Here is a 17,166-nt window from a genome sequence, read left to right as displayed (position 1 = left end):
CGAGCCTTGAACGCCAGGAACATCCGGCAGCCATAGCGCCGCCGGATTCCTCTTTTACCTGATCAGAAGCTCTCCCGGTTTGGCCAATGCCAGTTACGGGAGTCGCCACCCTCTCCAGCCGCCTCAGGCCGGCGGCCGGAGCCGCTCAAAAAAGCCGGTTAAGGCCGTCGAACGCTGCAACCCGGTAGGCTTCGGCCATGGTCGGGTAGTTGAAGGTGGTGTTGACGAAGTACTTGATGCTGTTCGCCGGCCCCTTCTGATTCATGATCGCCTGGCCGATGTGCACGATCTCCGAAGCCTGATAGCCGAAGCAATGCACGCCTAGCACTTCGAGCGTCTCGCGGTGGAACAGGATCTTCAGCATGCCCACCGGCTCGAAGGAAATCTGCGCCCGCGCCATGCTCTTGAAGAACGCCTTGCCAACCTCATAAGGGATCTTGGCCTGGGTCAGTTCCCGCTCGTTCTTGCCGATCGAGCTGATCTCGGGAATGGTGTAGATGCCGGTCGGCACATCATCGACGAAGCGCCAAGAGTCATTCTCGACGATGCTACCCGCCGCTGAACGGCCCTGGTCATAAGCAGCGCTGGCGAGCGACGGCCAGCCGATCACGTCGCCTGCCGCATAGATGTTGCCGATCTCGGTCCGGTAATGCTCGTCGACCTGAATCTGTCCGCGGCTGTTGGCTTTGAGACCGATATTCTCCAGGCCAAGCTTATCGGTATTCCCGGTACGCCCATTGCTCCAGAGGAAGGCGTCGGCCTTGATCTTCTTGCCGGATTTCAGATGAAGAATGACGCCATTCTCCAGGCCCTCGACCCGCTCATACTCTTCGTTGTGACGAATCAGCACGTTGTTGTTGCGCAGGTGGTAACTGAGCGCGTCGGAAATCTCGTCATCCAGGAAGCTGAGCAACTGCTCACGGTTATCGATCAGATCGACCAGCACGCCAAGGCCGCTGAAAATCGACGCGTACTCGCAGCCGATCACACCGGCTCCGTAGATGATCATCCGACGCGGCGTGTGGCTCAGGGTGAGAATGGTATCGCTGTCGTAGATACGCGGATGGCTGAAGTCGACGTCAGCCGGACGATAAGGGCGCGAACCCGTGGCGATGACGAACTGGCTGGCGACCAGCTTCTCCACCATGCCGTTAAGGCAGACCACTTCCACACTCTGCTCATCGGAGAAGCTGGCGGTGCCAAAGAACGTGTCGATGCGGTTGCGCGCGTAGTAGCTGGTACGGGAGGTAACCTGCTTGCTGATGACTTTCTCGGCGCTTTTCAGCACATCCGGAAAGGAAAACCAACGCGGCTCACCGATCTGGCGGAACAGCGGATTGGTGTTGTACTGCATGATCTGCCGGACCGAATGGCGCAGAGCCTTCGACGGAATGGTGCCCAGGTGCGTGCAGTTGCCTCCTACCAGCGGTCGGTTGTCCACCACGGCGACCTTGCGGCCCGCCTTCACGGCGTTCATCGCCGCGCCCTCCCCGGCCGGACCGGAACCCAGTACAACCAAATCGTAGTTATAGACCGCCATATACACTCCTGAAAACGCAGCGGGATACGCCGCTGCTGTCAACAAATTCGCCGAAGGTCAAGGAAGCAGCATCGCCAGCTCCTGGAGCACCGCTCGCCGTCGCACTTGGCAAAGTGCGGCGTCCCGCGCTCGAGCGGAGCGGCACGTCAACGCTTGGTGGCGTCATAGGCGAGATCGGTCTTCCCCGCGTTCTTCGCCTCGTTCACTTCTTCGCACTTCTCACGGCTTCCGCCACAGATGGAACATTCTTTCTCGATACCCAGGTTGGCGATGCCGCCGCAGGAACCTGCGATGGGCTTTCGACCCATGATCACACCGATAGCCATGCCGAAGACCACCAGCAGCATCACCACAAAAACCAGTAACCAAGTCATTGCTCTACTCCCGCACCGAACAGCTCATCAAAAGCCCTGGTGCTCGTTGTTGCGAAGCCCTGCCCTTCACGGACAACAAAGAAAGCGGCAATCGCATTGCGCTCGGCCAGTGCCAGGCCCCGCGCGGGGCCCAGCACCATCAGCGCGGTAGACAATCCATCTGCGCGCAAAGTCGATCTGTCGATCACCGTTACCGCCGCCAGATGGTGTTCAATCGGTCGGCCACTCTGCGGGTCCAGAGTATGCGAGTAGCGCCGGCCGTCCTGTTCGAAATAATTGCGATAGTCGCCGGACGTGGATACGCCCAGCCCATCGAGCTCGACGATTTTTTGCGCAACGCGCTGGTCGTCCCTGGGCGCTTCGATGGCAATGCGCCAAGGCGAACCATCAGGTTTGCGGCCCTCCGCCTTGAGTTCACCGGTGATTTCCACCAGGTAGCTCTCCACGCCCAGGGCCTTCAAACGAGCAACGACGCGATCCACGGCGTAACCAGCAGCGATGCTGTTGAAGTCCAACTGCACTGCAACAGCCTTGCACAACTGATCCCCTTCAATGCGCACATGACGGTGACCCGTCAACGCTTTCGCCGCTTCGATATCCTCTGTCGACGGAACGCGTTCACCACGCCCCTGCGGACCGAAGCCCCAGAGGTTCAGCAAAGGCTCGAGTGTAAGATCGAACGCGCCCTCACTGTCGGCTGATAGCTGATCGCCTGCTGCGACCAATTCACGCACCATCTCCGGCATTGCCGCGCAACTGCCGGCTGGCAGTGCATTGAACCGCTCGACGTCCGAATCGCTGCGATAAGTGGACAGCTGTTTGTCGACGTCACCGAGAATGGCTTCGACCTCGCCATGCAGCGCTTCCTTGGAGGGGCCGTCGCCGCTGCGAACGTACTTGACGGTATAGGTGCTGCCCATCGTGGGGCCGGTAAAGACTTCGACCTTGTCCTGAAACAGACAGCCCGTCAGGGCTGCCGCGAGAGCGACAGCGATGACGGGCTGGAGGTACACGACAGCGAAGACAGGCCGCAGTGACGCTCGGATCATGCTAGCCGCCGAAGTCATCGAGCAGGATGTTCTCTGGCTCGACGCCCAGGTCGGTGAGCATCTTGATCACCGACGCATTCATCATGGGCGGACCGCACATGTAGAACTCACAATCTTCCGGAGCGGGGTGATCCTTCAGATAGTTCTCGTACAGCACATTGTGAATGAAGCCGGTCGGGCCTTCCCAATTGTCTTCCGGCAGCGGATCGGACAGCGCCAGATGCCACTGGAAATTGGGATTTTCGGCCTGCAGCTGATCGTACTCTTCGACATAGAACGCTTCGCGCATCGAGCGCGCGCCGTACCAGAAGCTCATCTTGCGCGTGGACTTCAGACGCTTGAGCTGATCGAAGATGTGCGAGCGCATCGGCGCCATACCGGCACCACCACCGATGAAGACCATCTCGGCGTCGGTGTCCTTGGCAAAGAACTCACCGAACGGTCCGTAAACGGTGATCTTGTCACCCGGCTTGAGGCTGAACACGTAGGACGACATCTTGCCCGGCGGGATATCGTCACGGCCTGGCGGCGGCGAAGCGATACGGATGTTGAACTTCACCAGACCGCGCTCTTCCGGATAGTTGGCCATGGAGTACGCGCGAATGACGGTCTCGTCGCACTTCGACACGTACTTCCACTGATCAAACTTGTCCCAGTCGCCGCGATACTCTTCCTGGATATCGAAGTCCTTGTAACGCACCTCGTGCGGAGGGCACTCCAGCTGGACGTAGCCGCCCGCGCGGAAGTCGACATTCTCGCCTTCCGGCAGCTTGAGCGTCAGTTCCTTGATGAAGGTTGCAACGTTGGGATTGGAAACGACGGTGCATTCCCACTTCTTCACGCCAAAGACTTCTTCCGGTACTTCGATCTTCATGTCCGCCTTGACCGGGGTCTGGCAGGACAGGCGCCAGCCTTCGCCCGCTTCGCGGCGGGTGAAGTGCGACTCCTCGGTGGGCAGCATCTCGCCGCCACCGCTCTCGACGATGCACTTGCACTGCGCACAGGTGCCGCCGCCGCCACAGGCGGACGAGAGGAAGATGTTGTTGGCGGCCAGCGTCTGCAGCAGCTTGCCGCCAGCGGGCACGGTAATGGTCCGCTCGCCGTTGATTTCAATCGACACGTCGCCGCTGGAAACCAGCTTGGCGCGCGCAGCCAGGATGATCACCACCAGCGCAAGCACGATGGCGGTGAACATACCGATGGCGAGGAAAATTTCGTAACTCATCAGTTCGTCCCGTCCTTACAGCTGTACGCCAGAGAAAGACATGAAGCCCAGCGACATCAGTCCGATGGTGATGAAGGTGATGCCCAGCCCCTGCAATCCATCCGGAACGTCGCTGTACTTCAGCTTCTCGCGAATACCGGCCAGCAAAGCGATGGCCAGCGCCCAGGACAGGCCGGAGCCCATGCCGTACACCACGCTCTCGCTCAGGTTGTAATCACGCTCGACCATGAACAGCGTGCCACCCATGATGGCGCAGTTCACGGTGATCAGCGGCAGGAACACACCCAGCGCGTTGTAGAGGCTGGGCACGTACTTGTCGAGGGTCATCTCGAGGATCTGCACGATGGCCGCGATCACACCGATGTAGCTCAACAGGCCGAGGAAGCTGAGATCGACCTCAGGCAACCCGGCCCAGGCCAGCGCACCACTTTTGAGCAGGTAGGTATAGATCAGGTTGTTGGCCGGCACGGTGATGGTCTGCACCACGATGACCGCGATACCCAGACCGATCGCGGTTTCCACTTTCTTGGAAATCGCGATGAAGGTGCACATGCCGAGAAAGAACGCCAGGGCCATGTTCTCGATGAACACGGCGCGGACGAACAGGCTGATGTAATGCTCCATTAGTAAGCCTCCTTGTTCGAGACTTGCGGCGCCATCTTGAAGGCAGGCTTCTCGACCTGCTCCTTCTTCCAGGCGCGAATGCCCCAGATGAACAGACCGATGAGGAAGAACGCCGATGGCGGCAGCAGCATCATGCCGTTAGGCAAGTACCAACCGCCGTCGTTGACGGCCGGCAGAATGGTGTAGCCCATCAGCTTGCCAGCGCCGGTCAGCTCGCGGATGAAACCCAGCGCGATCAGCATGGCGCTGTAGCCAAGGCCGTTGCCGATGCCGTCGAAGAACGACAGCATGGGCGGGTTCTGCATGGCGAAGGCTTCAGCGCGACCCATCACGATACAGTTCGTGATGATCAGACCGACGAACACCGACAGCTGCTTGGACAGCGAGAAGGCATAGGCCTTGAGCACCTGGTCTACCAGGATTACCAGCGACGCAATGATCACCATCTGCACGATCATACGAATCGAGTTCGGGATCTGGCTGCGGATCATCGAAATGAACAGGTTGGAGAACGCGCAGACCAGGGTCAGCGCTACCGACATCACCAACGCGGTGTTCAGGTTGGACGTAACCGCCAGCGCCGAGCAGATCCCGAGAATCTGCAGACCGATGGGGTTGTTGTTGAAGACTGGGTTGAGCAGTACTTCTTTGACAGTGGGTTGCGACATGATCAAGCCTCCCCAGCGCGCAGATTAGCGATAAATGGACCGAAGCCGTTCTCGCCCAACCAGAACTGCAGCAGCGAATTGACGCCGTTGCTGGTCAGGGTCGCGCCCGCCAGGCCATCGACCTGGTGAGTGGCGCGCGGGCTTTGCGGATCGACGCCGCCCTTGACGATCTGCACGGCCAGCTTGCCGTTGTCGTCGAACAGTTCCTTGCCCGGCCACTGGCCGCGCCACTTCGGGTTATCGACTTCACCGCCCAGCCCCGGTGTTTCGCCGTGCTGGTAGAAGCCGAAGCCGGCGACGGTATCCAGATCGCCCTGTACAGCCATGAAGCCATAAAGCGTCGACCACAGACCGTAACCACGAACCGGCAGGATCAGCGTGTCAATCTCGCCCTCACCCTGACCTTCGACGATATAAACGGTGCTGTAGCGCTCGCGACGCTTGATCGAGGCGATATCCTGGTCACCGGGTAGACGCTTGGACAGCTGCGGATCCTTTGCCGCCGCCAGCGGATCGAAGGTCTTGGCATCGAACTCGTCGCTGAACTTGCCGGTTTCCAGATCGACCAGGCGAGCCACGATACGCTCGTTGAACAGCTGCTTGACCTGGTTGCCGGACATGCCGGCTTCACCCAAGCCTGCAATCGCCAGGATGCTGCGCTGCTTGTCCAGCAGGCGATTTTCCTGCTGAGTCGGCCGCAGTGCCACAGCGGCGCCAGCCACGAAGATGGAGCACACCAGGCAGACCAACAGGGCTACCGTCAGCGTGCGAACGGTGGATTCTTTCTGACTAGACATTACGTGCCAGCCTCCGCTTGATATTGGCCTGAATGACGAAATGGTCAATCAGCGGCGCACACAGGTTGGCGAACAGGATCGCCAGCATCATGCCTTCCGGGAAGGCGGGGTTGACCACACGGATCAGCACGACCATCACACCGATGAGGATGCCGAACACCCACTTGCCGGTATTGGTCATGGAAGCCGAAACCGGGTCGGTCGCCATGAAGATCATGCCGAAGGCGAAACCACCAACGACCATATGCCAGTACCAGGGCATGCCGAACAGCGGATTGGTCTCGGAACCGATCAGGTTGAACAGCGTGCTCAGAGCGATCATGCCCAGCATCACGCCGGTAACGATGCGCCAGGAGGCGATCTTGCTGCCGATCAGAATGACACCACCGATGAAGATCGCCAGCGTACTGGTCTCACCGATCGAGCCATGAATGGTGCCGACGAAAGCGTCCATCCAGGTGATACCGCTTTCGATGACGTTCTCGATGCCGCCGGCGAAGCCCAGGCTCAGCGCGGTTGCGCCTGCATAGCCATCGACCGCGGTCCAGACCGCGTCACCAGACATCTGCGCCGGGTAGGCGAAGAACAGGAACGCCCGCGCAGTCAGCGCCGGGTTCAGGAAGTTCTTGCCGGTACCGCCGAAAATCTCCTTGCCGATCACGACGCCGAAGCTGATGCCCAGCGCGACCTGCCACAGCGGGATGGTTGGCGGCAGGATCAGGGCGAACAGCACGGAAGTGACGAAGAAACCTTCGTTGACTTCATGCTTGCGGATCGAGGCGAACAGCACTTCCCAGAAACCACCGACGATGAAGGTCACCGCGTAGATCGGCAGGAAGTAGGCTGCGCCCTGGATGAAGTTGTCCCAGAGGCTGTTCGGATCAAAACCGGCGAGCGCGCCGATCAGACCGAAGCGCCAGCCCTCCTGGGCCGCCAGCAGCTCGGGGCTCTGCGCGAAAATCAGGTTGGCCTGGTAGCCGGTGTTCCACATACCGAAGAACATCGCCGGAAAGGTACACATCCAGACGGTGATCATCATGCGCTTGAGGTCGATGCCGTCGCGCACGTGAGCGGTGGTCTTGGTGACGCTACCGGGACGATAAAGGAAGGTGTCGGCCGCTTCGTACAGTGCGTACCACTTTTCGTACTTGCCGCCTTTTTCGAAATGATGCTCGATCTTGTCGAGGAATGCGCGAATGCCCATGCCTTAACCCTCCTTCTCGATGCGGGTCAGATTGTCCCGCAGGATCGGGCCATATTCGTATTTCCCGGCACAGACATAGCTGCACAGCGCCAGATCTTCTTCGTCCAGCTCCAGGCAACCAAGCTTCTGCGCGACTTCGGTATCACCCACGATCAACGCGCGCAGCAACTGAGTCGGCAGGACATCCAGCGGCATGACCTCTTCGTAGTTGCCAACCGGCACCATCGCCCGGGGGCTGCCGTTGGTGGACGTCGAGAAGGCGAACTTCTTGCCAGCCATCAGCTTGGAGATATAGATGTTGAGGATCGAATGCTTCTCGACGCCCGGGCGCATGTAATGGAGCATCTCGCGCTCTTTGCCCTCGCGCAGGCAGGAAACCTGCTGGTGATAGCGACCGAGATAGGCGAAGGCACCATGGGCGGTGCGACCGCCGAGCAGTGAGCCGGAGACGACACGGTTGGCACCGAGCTGAAGCTCGCCGGCGGTCAGCTCATCGAGATTGGCGCCGAGACGAGTACGTACCAGACGCGGCTTCTCCACCACCGGACCGGCCAGCGACACCACGCGCTCCACCGACAGGCTGCCGCTGGTGAACAGCTTGCCGACGGCAATCACGTCCTGATAACCGATGGTCCAGACGCTTTTGCTGGCGCTCACCGGATCGAGGAAATGGATGTGAGTACCGGCCAGGCCTGCAGGATGCGGACCGCTGAAGCTCTCGACCTGTACTTTTGCCAGGGACTCGCCGGGTAGCGAGGCACTCGGCGCCTTGCACAGGAACACCTTGGCCAGATTGGTGAGCACCTTGAGGCCCGCTTCGAAAGCTTCCGCCTGCTCGGCGATGATGACCGCCGGATCGGCAGCCAACGGATGCGTGTCGATTGCCGTCACGAAAATCGAGGCAGGCGTGGCGTCGACGGCCGGAACCTTGCTGAACGGACGCGTGCGCAGCGCAGTCCACAGGCCGGACTGCTGCAGGTTCTCACGGACCTGCTCGCTGCTCAGCCCATCCAGCTGGGCAGGCGAGTAGCTTGCAAAGGTAATTTCTTCGTCGCCGTCGAGGTCGATGACCACCGACTGCAGCACGCGCTTCTCACCGCGATGCACTGCGCTGACGACACCGGCGCCGGGCGAGGTGTAGTGCACGCCCTCGGACTTCTTGTCGGAAAAAAGGATTTGCCCCAGCTTAACCCGATCACCGACCTGAACAGCCATGGTCGGCTTCATGGTCGGATAGTCGAAGCCAACGACGGCGACGCTGCGCACGGGCCTGCCGGCCTCGATACGCTGCGCCGGCGCACCGGCTATGGGCAAATCAAGCCCTCGTTTTATATTGATCATCGGTTTGCCTAACCACTGATTTTAGAAAGCTTTTTTGGCAGGCCCAGCGGCATGGCGCAAAGTAGGATTGCGCCGCGCGCGCCAATACGTTATTGACGCGACACCATGTCGCGGACCCAGGTAAAAAATCCGCCCGATTATAGAGGTCACTGACCTTGACTGACCACCCAAGCATTGCGGATTTTTGACCCGAAACAAGAGAAGCAAAATTACCGGGTACGCTATCGCTTCGAGCACGCGACCGCTCAACCCCGGAGCTCTCGCCGTCACCATTACCCAGAAACGCGAAACGGGAGCCGAGGCTCCCGTTTCTGCTTACCGCCCGCCGCGCTTAGCGCGGGAACGCCGGCGGGTTAACCCCGGCCATGTCTTCCATCACGCGGACAACCTGGCAGCTGTAGCCGAACTCGTTGTCATACCAGACATAGAGGACCACGCGGTTGTCGTTGCAGATGGTCGCTTCGGCATCCACGACACCGGCGTGACGCGAGCCGACGAAATCAGTGGATACAACTTCCTGCGAGTTGACGAAGTCGATCTGCTTCTGCAGATCCGAGTGCATGGCCATCTGGCGCAGGTACTCGTTGATCTCTTCGCGACTGGTGGCCTTCTCCAGGTTCAGGTTGAGAATGGCCATCGACACGTTCGGCGTCGGAACGCGGATCGCATTGCCGGTCAGCTTGCCTTTGAGCACTGGCAGCGCCTTGGCGGCAGCAGTGGCGGCACCCGTCTCGGTGATGACCATGTTCAGCGCTGCGCTGCGACCACGACGACTGCCTTTGTGGAAGTTGTCGATCAGGTTCTGGTCGTTGGTGTAGGAATGCACGGTTTCGACGTGACCGTTGACGATGCCGTACTGATCGTTCACTGCCTTGAGCACCGGCACGATGGCATTGGTGGTGCAGGATGCGGCAGAGATGATCTTGTCATCGGCGGTGATGTCGCCATGGTTGATGCCATGCACGATGTTCTTCAGCTCGCCCTTGCCCGGAGCGGTCAGAACGACGCGGGCAACACCGGGGCACTTGAGGTGCTGACCCAAACCTTCGGCGTCGCGCCACTTACCAGTGTTGTCCACCAGCAGGGCGTTCTCGATCCCGTACTGGGTGTAATCCACCGAGGAAGGATCGTTGGAGTAGATCACCTGGATCAGGTTGCCATTGGCGGTGATGGTGTTGTTTTCTTCATCGATGGTGATGGTGCCATCGAACGGACCATGCACCGAATCGCGACGCAGCAAACTGGCACGCTTGACCAGATCGTTGTCGGCACCCTTGCGTACGACGATCGCACGCAGGCGCAGGCCGTCGCCACCACCAGTCTTCTCGATCAGGATACGCGCCAGCAGGCGACCGATACGACCGAAACCGTACAGCACAACGTCGGTGCCTTTGTGGCCGGAGGCGGCGTGACGCTTGTCAGCCACTTCAGCCAGTTCTTCGCGAACGAACTGCTCCAGGTTGCGGCCGTTGCCCGCTTCCTTGTACTTGGCGACCAGCTTGCCCAGGTCCACCGAAGCGGCGCCCAGGTTCATTTCGCTCATGGTCTTGAGAATCTGGAAGGTGTCGTGCACCGACAACTCGGCTTCGTCGGCAATGCGGTGGCGCGCAAAACGGTGCGCCTTGAGGATGGCAATCACCGAGCGGTTGATCAGGCCACGGCCGTAGATCGAAGTCACCACGTTGTTGTTGCGGTACAGCTGACCAATCAGCGGAATCATCGCTTCAGCGAGGGCTTCGCGGTCAATCCATTCACCAAGACACTGGTCGGGCTTCTGAGTCACGGGCAGTTCCTTCCAACATGTAGGGGCTGAGAAAAGGGGCTACATTATGACGGCGCACCCTAGCGCCGGCAATCTGCAGCGGACGAAACACTGACAGCCAAGCGCCTCGATAGTTACAATCCCGGCGGCCTATTTTTCCATCGGAGCCACGCCCACTCGTGTCCGTCTTGCGCCTTCCCCCTCTGCCTGCCGCCAGCGGCAAGCAACACTGGGGCAATCTTCCAGGAGCCGCGCTGAGCCTGGCGATTGCCGAAGCAGCCAGCAACGCCAAACGCTTCACGTTGCTCCTCACCGCCGACAGCCAGAGTGCCGAACGCCTGCAGGAAGAGCTTGCCTTCTTCGCGCCAGGCCTGCCGGTGCTGCATTTCCCCGATTGGGAAACGCTGCCCTACGACATCTTTTCGCCACACCAGGACATCGTTTCCCAACGGATCTCTGCGCTCTACCAGCTACCGGAGCTGAGCCACGGCGTACTGGTAGTGCCAATCACCACTGCCCTACACAGGTTGGCACCCAAGCGCTTCCTGCTCGGTTCGAGCCTGGTGCTGGATGTGGGGCAGAAGCTCGACGTCGAACAGATGCGTCTGCGCCTGGAGGCAGCCGGCTACCGCTGCGTGGACACGGTCTACGAACACGGCGAGTTCGCCGTACGCGGCGCGTTGATCGACCTGTTCCCCATGGGCAGCGCCCTGCCCTACCGCATCGACCTGTTCGATGACGAGATCGAGACGCTGCGCACCTTCGATCCGGAAAACCAGCGCTCGATCGACAAGGTGGAGTCGATCCGCCTGTTGCCGGCACGCGAGTTCCCCCTGAAGAAGGAGGCGGTCACCGGCTTCCGCGCGCGTTTTCGCGAGCGTTTCGACGTCGACTTCCGGCGCTGCCCGATCTACCAGGATCTCTCCACCGGCATCACCCCGGCGGGTATCGAGTACTACCTGCCGTTGTTCTACGAAGAAACCGCGACGCTGTTCGATTACCTGCCCGAAGACAGCCAGGTTTTCTCGCTGCCGGGTATCGAACAGGCCGCCGAGCAGTTCTGGAGTGACGTGCGCAATCGCTACGAGGAACGCCGCGTCGATCCCGAGCGCCCGCTGCTGCCGCCGGCCGAGCTGTTCATGCCGGTGGAGGACTGCTTCGCCCGCCTGAAACTCTGGCCGCGGGTGGTCGCCAGCCAGCAGGATGTCGAACCGGGTATCGGCCGTGAACGCTTCAACGCGCAGACGCTGCCAGAGCTGGCCATTGAGTCCAAGGCCAGCGAGCCGCTTGGCAAGCTGCGGCAATTCCTCGAAAGCTACCCCGGGCGCGTGCTGTTCACTGCCGAATCCGCTGGTCGCCGCGAGGTGTTGCTGGAGCTGCTGGCACGGCTGAAACTGCGTCCTCAGGAAGTCGACGGCTGGACAGGCTTTCTCGCCAGTGACGAACGCCTGGCTATCACCATCGCCCCGCTCGACGAAGGCCTGCAACTGGACGACGTGGCACTGGTCGCGGAAAGTCCGCTCTTCGGCCAGCGCGTCATGCAGCGGCGCCGGCGCGAGAAGAGTCGCGACGGCGGCGAGAACGTCATCAAGAACCTCACCGAGCTGCGCGAAGGCTCGCCGGTGGTGCACATCGATCACGGTGTCGGCCGCTACCAGGGGCTGGTTACCCTGGAAATCGAAGGCCAGGCGCAGGAATTCCTGCTGCTGCAGTACGCCGAGGAGGCCAAGCTGTATGTGCCGGTCGCCAGCCTGCACCTGATCGCCCGCTATACCGGCAGCGACGACGCGCTCGCGCCACTGCACCGGCTCGGTTCGGAAACCTGGCAGAAAGCCAAGCGCAAGGCCGCCGAGCAGGTCCGCGACGTCGCCGCCGAGCTGCTGGATATCTATGCCCGCCGTGCCGCACGTGAGGGTTACGCATTCAAGGATCCGCAGGTCGACTACGAAACCTTCGCCGCCGGTTTCCCCTTCGAGGAAACGCCGGACCAGCAGGCCGCCATCGACGCGGTACGCGAGGACCTGTTGTCGGCCAAGCCGATGGACCGCCTGGTCTGCGGCGATGTCGGCTTCGGCAAGACCGAAGTGGCCATGCGCGCCGCCTTCATCGCCGTCCATGGCGGCAGGCAGGTTGGCGTACTGGTGCCGACCACCCTGCTCGCCCAGCAGCACTACAACAGCTTCCGCGACCGCTTCGCCGACTGGCCGGTGCGCGTCGAGGTGATGAGCCGCTTCAAATCCGCGAAGGAGGTGCAGAACGCTATCGCCGAGCTCGCCGAGGGCAAGATCGACATCCTCATCGGCACCCACAAGTTGCTGCAGGACGACGTCAAGTTCAGCAACCTGGGCCTGGTCATCATCGACGAGGAACACCGCTTCGGCGTACGCCAGAAGGAACAGCTCAAGGCGCTGCGCAGCGAGGTGGACATCCTCACCCTGACCGCCACGCCGATTCCGCGCACGCTGAACATGTCCATCGCCGGCATGCGCGACCTGTCGATCATCGCCACGCCACCGGCACGCCGCCTGTCGGTGCGCACCTTCGTCATGGAACAGCAGAACACCGTGATCAAGGAGGCGCTGCTGCGCGAGCTGCTGCGCGGCGGCCAGGTCTATTACCTGCACAACGATGTGAAGACCATCGAGAAATGCGCCGCCGACCTGCAGACACTGGTGCCGGAGGCACGCGTCGCGATCGGCCACGGGCAGATGCGCGAGCGCGACCTCGAACAGGTGATGAGCGACTTCTACCACAAGCGCTTCAACGTGCTGGTCGCCTCGACCATCATCGAGACCGGCATCGACGTGCCCAGCGCCAACACCATCATCATCGAGCGCGCCGACAAGTTTGGTCTGGCACAGCTGCACCAGCTGCGTGGCCGCGTCGGCCGCAGTCACCACCAGGCCTATGCCTATCTGCTCACCCCGACCCGCAAGGCCATGACCGACGACGCACAGAAGCGTCTGGAGGCCATCGCCAACGCCCAGGACCTCGGCGCAGGCTTCGTCCTCGCCACCCACGACCTGGAAATCCGCGGCGCCGGCGAGCTGCTCGGCGAGGGCCAGAGCGGGCAGATCCAGGCAGTCGGCTTCACCCTTTATATGGAAATGCTCGAGCGTGCGGTCAAGGCCATCCGCAAGGGCGAGCAGCCGAACCTGGAGCAACCGCTGGGTGGCGGGCCAGAGATCAACCTGCGCCTGCCGGCACTGATCCCGGAGGACTATCTGCCGGATGTGCACGCCCGCCTGATCCTCTACAAGCGTATCGCCAATGCCGCCGACGAGGATGGCTTGAAGGAACTGCAGGTGGAGATGATCGACCGCTTCGGCCTGCTGCCCGAGCCAACCAAGAATCTGGTGCGCCTGACGCTGCTCAAGCTGCAGGCGGAAAAGCTCGGCATCACCAAGATCGACGCCGGCCCGCAGGGGGGGCGCATCGAGTTCTCGGCCGACACCTCGGTCGATCCAATGGTGCTGATCAAACTGATCCAGAGTCAGCCCAAGCGCTACAAGTTCGAAGGCGCCACGCTGTTCAAATTCCAGGTACCGATGGAACGCCCGGAGGAACGCTTCAATACGCTGGAAGCGCTGCTCGAGCGGCTGGCACCCAATGAGCAAGGATCATAGATGCCACTTCGCCATCTGATCTTGCTGCTGGCGCTGTTGACGCCCCCGGCTCACGCCGAGGCGCTGTATCGCGTCGAACTGATCCTGTTTCGCCATGCCCCGCCTCTCGAGGCCAGCCAGCGCGCGCGCTACGACTGGGCCGAAGGTGCGCAGGTGCTGGACAGGCGCGCCGAGCGCCAGCCAGCCCTGGAGCATATCGCCGCCAGGCTTACGCCAGACCAGGGCTACCAGGTGCTGTTGCAACGCGCCTGGCAGCAGGCGGTCAGCGACAAGGCCTCAACCATCGCGCTGCACCAGGGGCAGCGCCACTTCGAGCATTACCCTATTGAGGGACTGCTAACAGTCAGACCCGGGCGTTACATGCAGACGGACATGACCTTCTGGGTCAACCGTTTCGGCGACTACGGAGAGCTGCTCAGCAGCGAACGCCTGACGCAGCGGGTGCGCCTGGTGCCTGGCCGGCTGACCTATATCGATCACGACAGCCTCGGGCTGCTGATCGAACTGAAGCGGTTATGAGCAAGCTCCCTCGCGCTTCCCAGCCCGAGACTGGTCTGGCGCATCTCGCATTTGCAGTGAGGAGCTGAGCCTTGGCCCCTCCTCTGGTTCCCCGCAAGGAACGACTGATCGACGACCTGCGCCCAGTCGCGCTGCTCAGCCTCGGCAGCCACCTGGCAATCAATTACCAGCCCGGCAACCAGCGCATGGTCAGCGAGCATCAGCACCGCGCCGGGCTGTCTTTCATCTACGGTGATGCCTGCGTCCATGGCAAGCGCGACGGCGAGCGCATTCGCCATCTGGCCGGTGACGAGCTGCAGCTGATCGCCCGCCATGCCCAGGCCGAACAGGCATTGCGCAAGCAACTGGAGCAGCTCGGCTTTCGCCCGGCATTGCGCCAGAGTCAGGCGCTGCCGAAAGACTCGGCGGAAATGTTCCAGTTGCCCGGTGAAGAAGCCTGGCTCGGTTTCGTTCAGCAGCATCTGCCCGAACTGCGCCGCCAGGGCTGGCAGATCGACATTCATCCAGGCTTCGCCTATGACCTGACGGCCATCGACAGCTGGTACGCAGAGATCGACGAGGCAGCCGATGACGACTGGTTCGATCTTGATCTGGGCATCGTCGTGGAAGGCCAGCGCATCGGCATATTGCCGGTGCTCTTGCGCCTGATCCGCCAGAACCCCCAGCTGCTGACGCCGCGCGCCCTCGCTCAGCGCAGCGACGAGGAGCAACTGCGCGTCCAGCTCGATCGACCGGGCCAGCGTGACGGGCAAACCCTGCAGGTCGCCCTGCCGTTCGCGCGAATCAAGCCGATTCTGACAACCCTCGGCGAGCTCTACCTGCGTGAGCCGATGGATGGCGCCTCGCTGCGGCTGAGCAAGGCCGACGGCGCGCGGTTGGCCGGGCTGGAGGAACTCAGGCCAGACTGGCGAGGGGGCGAACGGCTGCGGCGGTTCGCCAAGCGACTGAACAGCCCGAGCGCGCAGGCATGCCCGGCACCGGATGCACTCGACGCCACGCTGCGCCCCTATCAGCTGCAGGGTCTGGCCTGGATGCAGACCCTGCGCGAGCTGGGCGCCGGCGGCATCCTCGGCGATGACATGGGCCTCGGCAAGACGCTGCAGAGCATCGCCCACATCCTGGTCGAGAAACAGGCCGGCCGGCTCGACCGACCGGCGCTGGTGGTCATGCCGACCAGCCTGATCCCCAACTGGCAGGACGAGGCCAGACGTTTCGCACCGCAACTGCGGGTGCTGACCCTGACCGGCACCAGTCGCCAGAAGCATTTTGGCGAACTTGCCGAGCACGACCTATTGCTGACCAGCTATGCGCTGCTGACCCGTGACATCGCGGTGCTGCGCGAACAGCCGCTGCATGTGTTGATTCTCGATGAGGCCCAGCACATCAAGAACCCCTCCAGTAAAGCGGCCCAGGCCGCGCGTGCTCTGCAGACGCGACAGCGCCTGTGCCTGACCGGCACCCCGCTGGAAAACCACCTTGGCGAGCTCTGGTCGCTGTTCCACTTCCTCATGCCCGGCTGGCTCGGCGACGTCAAACGCTTCACCCACGACTACCGCAACCCCATCGAAAAGCATGGTGACGAGCCCCGCCTGGCGCACCTGCGCGCGCGCATCCGCCCATTTCTGCTGCGCCGCACCAAGGAACAGGTGGCCACCGAGTTGCCGGCGAAGAACGAGTTCGTCCACTGGGTCGAACTCAACGACGCCCAGCGCGAACTCTACGAGACGCTGCGCCTGGCAATGGATCGCAAGGTGCGTGACGAGATCGAGCGCAAGGGCCTCGCGCGCAGCCAGATGGTCATCCTCGAGGCACTGCTCAAACTGCGCCAGGTCTGCTGCGATCTGCGCCTGCTCAAGGGCGAGTCGACGCGGGCGATACGCGGCAGCAGCTCGGGCAAGCTGGACAGCCTGCTGGAAATGCTCGACGAACTGATGAGCGAAGGCCGCCGCGTGCTGCTGTTTTCCCAGTTCACCTCGATGCTGGCGCTGATCGAGCAGGCACTGCACAAGCGCGGCATCGCCTACGTCAAGCTGACCGGTGAGACCGATGATCGCCGCACGCCAGTCGAGCGTTTCCAGGCCGGTGAAGTGCCATTGTTCCTGATCAGCCTGAAGGCCGGCGGCACCGGACTCAACCTGACGGCCGCGGATACCGTGATCCACTACGACCCCTGGTGGAACCCAGCTGCAGAGAACCAGGCGACCGACCGTGCCTACCGCATCGGCCAGGACAAACCGGTATTCGTCTATCGTTTGATTACGCGCGGCACCGTCGAGGAGCGCATTCGCCAGCTGCAGGCGCGCAAGGCCGAACTGGCCGCCGGCGTGCTCGAGGGGTCCGGCGATGCCGGCTGGCAGCTTGGCGAACAGGATATCGACGCGCTGTTCGCCCCGTTGCCGTGAACCAGGCACTGCAACTGGCGAACTTGTGACAGCGG

At 61.8% G+C, this 17,166-nt stretch carries 13 protein-coding genes; 3 read left to right on the top strand and 10 right to left on the bottom strand.

Annotated elements, in window-relative coordinates:
- Nucleotides 1-145: 145 nt before the first annotated feature.
- The 10 genes from sthA to EA798_RS06865 all read right to left on the bottom strand — a co-directional run bounded on the left by sthA (nt 146) and on the right by EA798_RS06865 (nt 10,605).
- Entirely contained in the window at nt 146-1,540 is a 1,395-nt protein-coding gene (gene sthA / locus EA798_RS06910; protein ID WP_106158264.1) for a Si-specific NAD(P)(+) transhydrogenase, read from the bottom strand.
- Between the two features lie 146 nt (nt 1,541-1,686).
- A complete protein-coding gene (nqrM, locus tag EA798_RS06905; protein ID WP_106158263.1) occupies nt 1,687-1,914 on the bottom strand; it encodes a (Na+)-NQR maturation NqrM in 228 nt (75 codons plus the stop codon).
- Nucleotides 1,911-2,834, bottom strand: a complete 924-nt coding sequence (locus EA798_RS06900; RefSeq protein WP_122098674.1) for an FAD:protein FMN transferase — start codon at nt 2,832-2,834, stop codon at nt 1,911-1,913. Before EA798_RS06900 ends, nqrM begins: the two co-directional genes overlap by 4 nt.
- A 130-nt stretch (nt 2,835-2,964) precedes the next feature.
- A complete protein-coding gene (gene nqrF, locus EA798_RS06895; protein ID WP_204156858.1) occupies nt 2,965-4,191 on the bottom strand; it encodes an NADH:ubiquinone reductase (Na(+)-transporting) subunit F in 1,227 nt (408 codons plus the stop codon).
- A gap of 12 nt (nt 4,192-4,203) precedes the next feature.
- A complete protein-coding gene (gene nqrE / locus EA798_RS06890; RefSeq protein ID WP_102823541.1) occupies nt 4,204-4,812 on the bottom strand; it encodes an NADH:ubiquinone reductase (Na(+)-transporting) subunit E in 609 nt (202 codons plus the stop codon).
- The gene (locus tag EA798_RS06885) at nt 4,812-5,486 is read right to left on the bottom strand and encodes an NADH:ubiquinone reductase (Na(+)-transporting) subunit D (RefSeq protein ID WP_204156818.1); all 675 of its coding nucleotides are present in this window, start codon (nt 5,484-5,486) and stop codon (nt 4,812-4,814) included. Before EA798_RS06885 ends, nqrE begins: the two co-directional genes overlap by 1 nt.
- Nucleotides 5,483-6,277, bottom strand: a complete 795-nt coding sequence (locus EA798_RS06880) for a Na(+)-translocating NADH-quinone reductase subunit C (protein ID WP_106158260.1) — start codon at nt 6,275-6,277, stop codon at nt 5,483-5,485. The genes EA798_RS06885 and EA798_RS06880 overlap by 4 nt, the downstream gene beginning before the upstream one ends.
- The gene (locus tag EA798_RS06875) at nt 6,270-7,481 is read right to left on the bottom strand and encodes an NADH:ubiquinone reductase (Na(+)-transporting) subunit B (protein ID WP_122098477.1); all 1,212 of its coding nucleotides are present in this window, start codon (nt 7,479-7,481) and stop codon (nt 6,270-6,272) included. Before EA798_RS06875 ends, EA798_RS06880 begins: the two co-directional genes overlap by 8 nt.
- Before the next feature lie 3 nt (nt 7,482-7,484).
- Nucleotides 7,485-8,822, bottom strand: coding sequence for a Na(+)-translocating NADH-quinone reductase subunit A (locus tag EA798_RS06870; RefSeq protein WP_122098476.1), 1,338 nt, complete (start codon nt 8,820-8,822; stop codon nt 7,485-7,487).
- A 331-nt stretch (nt 8,823-9,153) separates the two neighbouring features.
- A complete protein-coding gene (locus tag EA798_RS06865; RefSeq protein ID WP_106158257.1) occupies nt 9,154-10,605 on the bottom strand; it encodes a glyceraldehyde-3-phosphate dehydrogenase in 1,452 nt (483 codons plus the stop codon).
- A gap of 158 nt (nt 10,606-10,763) precedes the next feature.
- On the opposite strand from EA798_RS06865, the gene mfd reads away from it, so the two are divergent.
- The 3 genes from mfd (at nt 10,764) to EA798_RS06850 (ending at nt 17,131) form a co-directional block, all read left to right on the top strand.
- Nucleotides 10,764-14,210, top strand: coding sequence for a transcription-repair coupling factor (gene mfd / locus EA798_RS06860; RefSeq protein WP_122098475.1), 3,447 nt, complete (start codon nt 10,764-10,766; stop codon nt 14,208-14,210).
- On the top strand, nt 14,211-14,729 hold the full coding sequence (locus EA798_RS06855) for a CsiV family protein (RefSeq protein WP_122098474.1): 519 nt from the start codon (nt 14,211-14,213) through the stop codon (nt 14,727-14,729). It begins immediately after the preceding gene.
- A gap of 71 nt (nt 14,730-14,800) precedes the next feature.
- A complete protein-coding gene (locus tag EA798_RS06850) occupies nt 14,801-17,131 on the top strand; it encodes a DEAD/DEAH box helicase (protein ID WP_122098473.1) in 2,331 nt (776 codons plus the stop codon).
- The last annotated feature ends 35 nt before the right edge of the window (nt 17,132-17,166 follow it).

The organism is Pseudomonas songnenensis (assembly GCF_003696315.1).
Classification (GTDB): Bacteria; Pseudomonadota; Gammaproteobacteria; order Pseudomonadales; family Pseudomonadaceae; genus Stutzerimonas; species Stutzerimonas songnenensis.
Note: the sequence above shows the minus strand (reverse complement) of the source record. Positions and strands in the feature narration are given on the sequence as shown.

Coding starts and splice junctions, on each gene's coding strand:
- sthA (WP_106158264.1), bottom strand. CDS start 1,540: ATGGCGGTCTATAACTACGATTTGGTTGTACTGGGTTCCGGTCCGGCC.
- nqrM (WP_106158263.1), bottom strand. CDS start 1,914: ATGACTTGGTTACTGGTTTTTGTGGTGATGCTGCTGGTGGTCTTCGGC.
- EA798_RS06900 (WP_122098674.1), bottom strand. CDS start 2,834: ATGGGCAGCACCTATACCGTCAAGTACGTTCGCAGCGGCGACGGCCCC.
- nqrE (WP_102823541.1), bottom strand. CDS start 4,812: ATGGAGCATTACATCAGCCTGTTCGTCCGCGCCGTGTTCATCGAGAAC.
- EA798_RS06880 (WP_106158260.1), bottom strand. CDS start 6,277: ATGTCTAGTCAGAAAGAATCCACCGTTCGCACGCTGACGGTAGCCCTG.
- EA798_RS06875 (WP_122098477.1), bottom strand. CDS start 7,481: ATGGGCATTCGCGCATTCCTCGACAAGATCGAGCATCATTTCGAAAAA.
- EA798_RS06870 (WP_122098476.1), bottom strand. CDS start 8,822: ATGATCAATATAAAACGAGGGCTTGATTTGCCCATAGCCGGTGCGCCG.
- EA798_RS06855 (WP_122098474.1), top strand. CDS start 14,211: ATGCCACTTCGCCATCTGATCTTGCTGCTGGCGCTGTTGACGCCCCCG.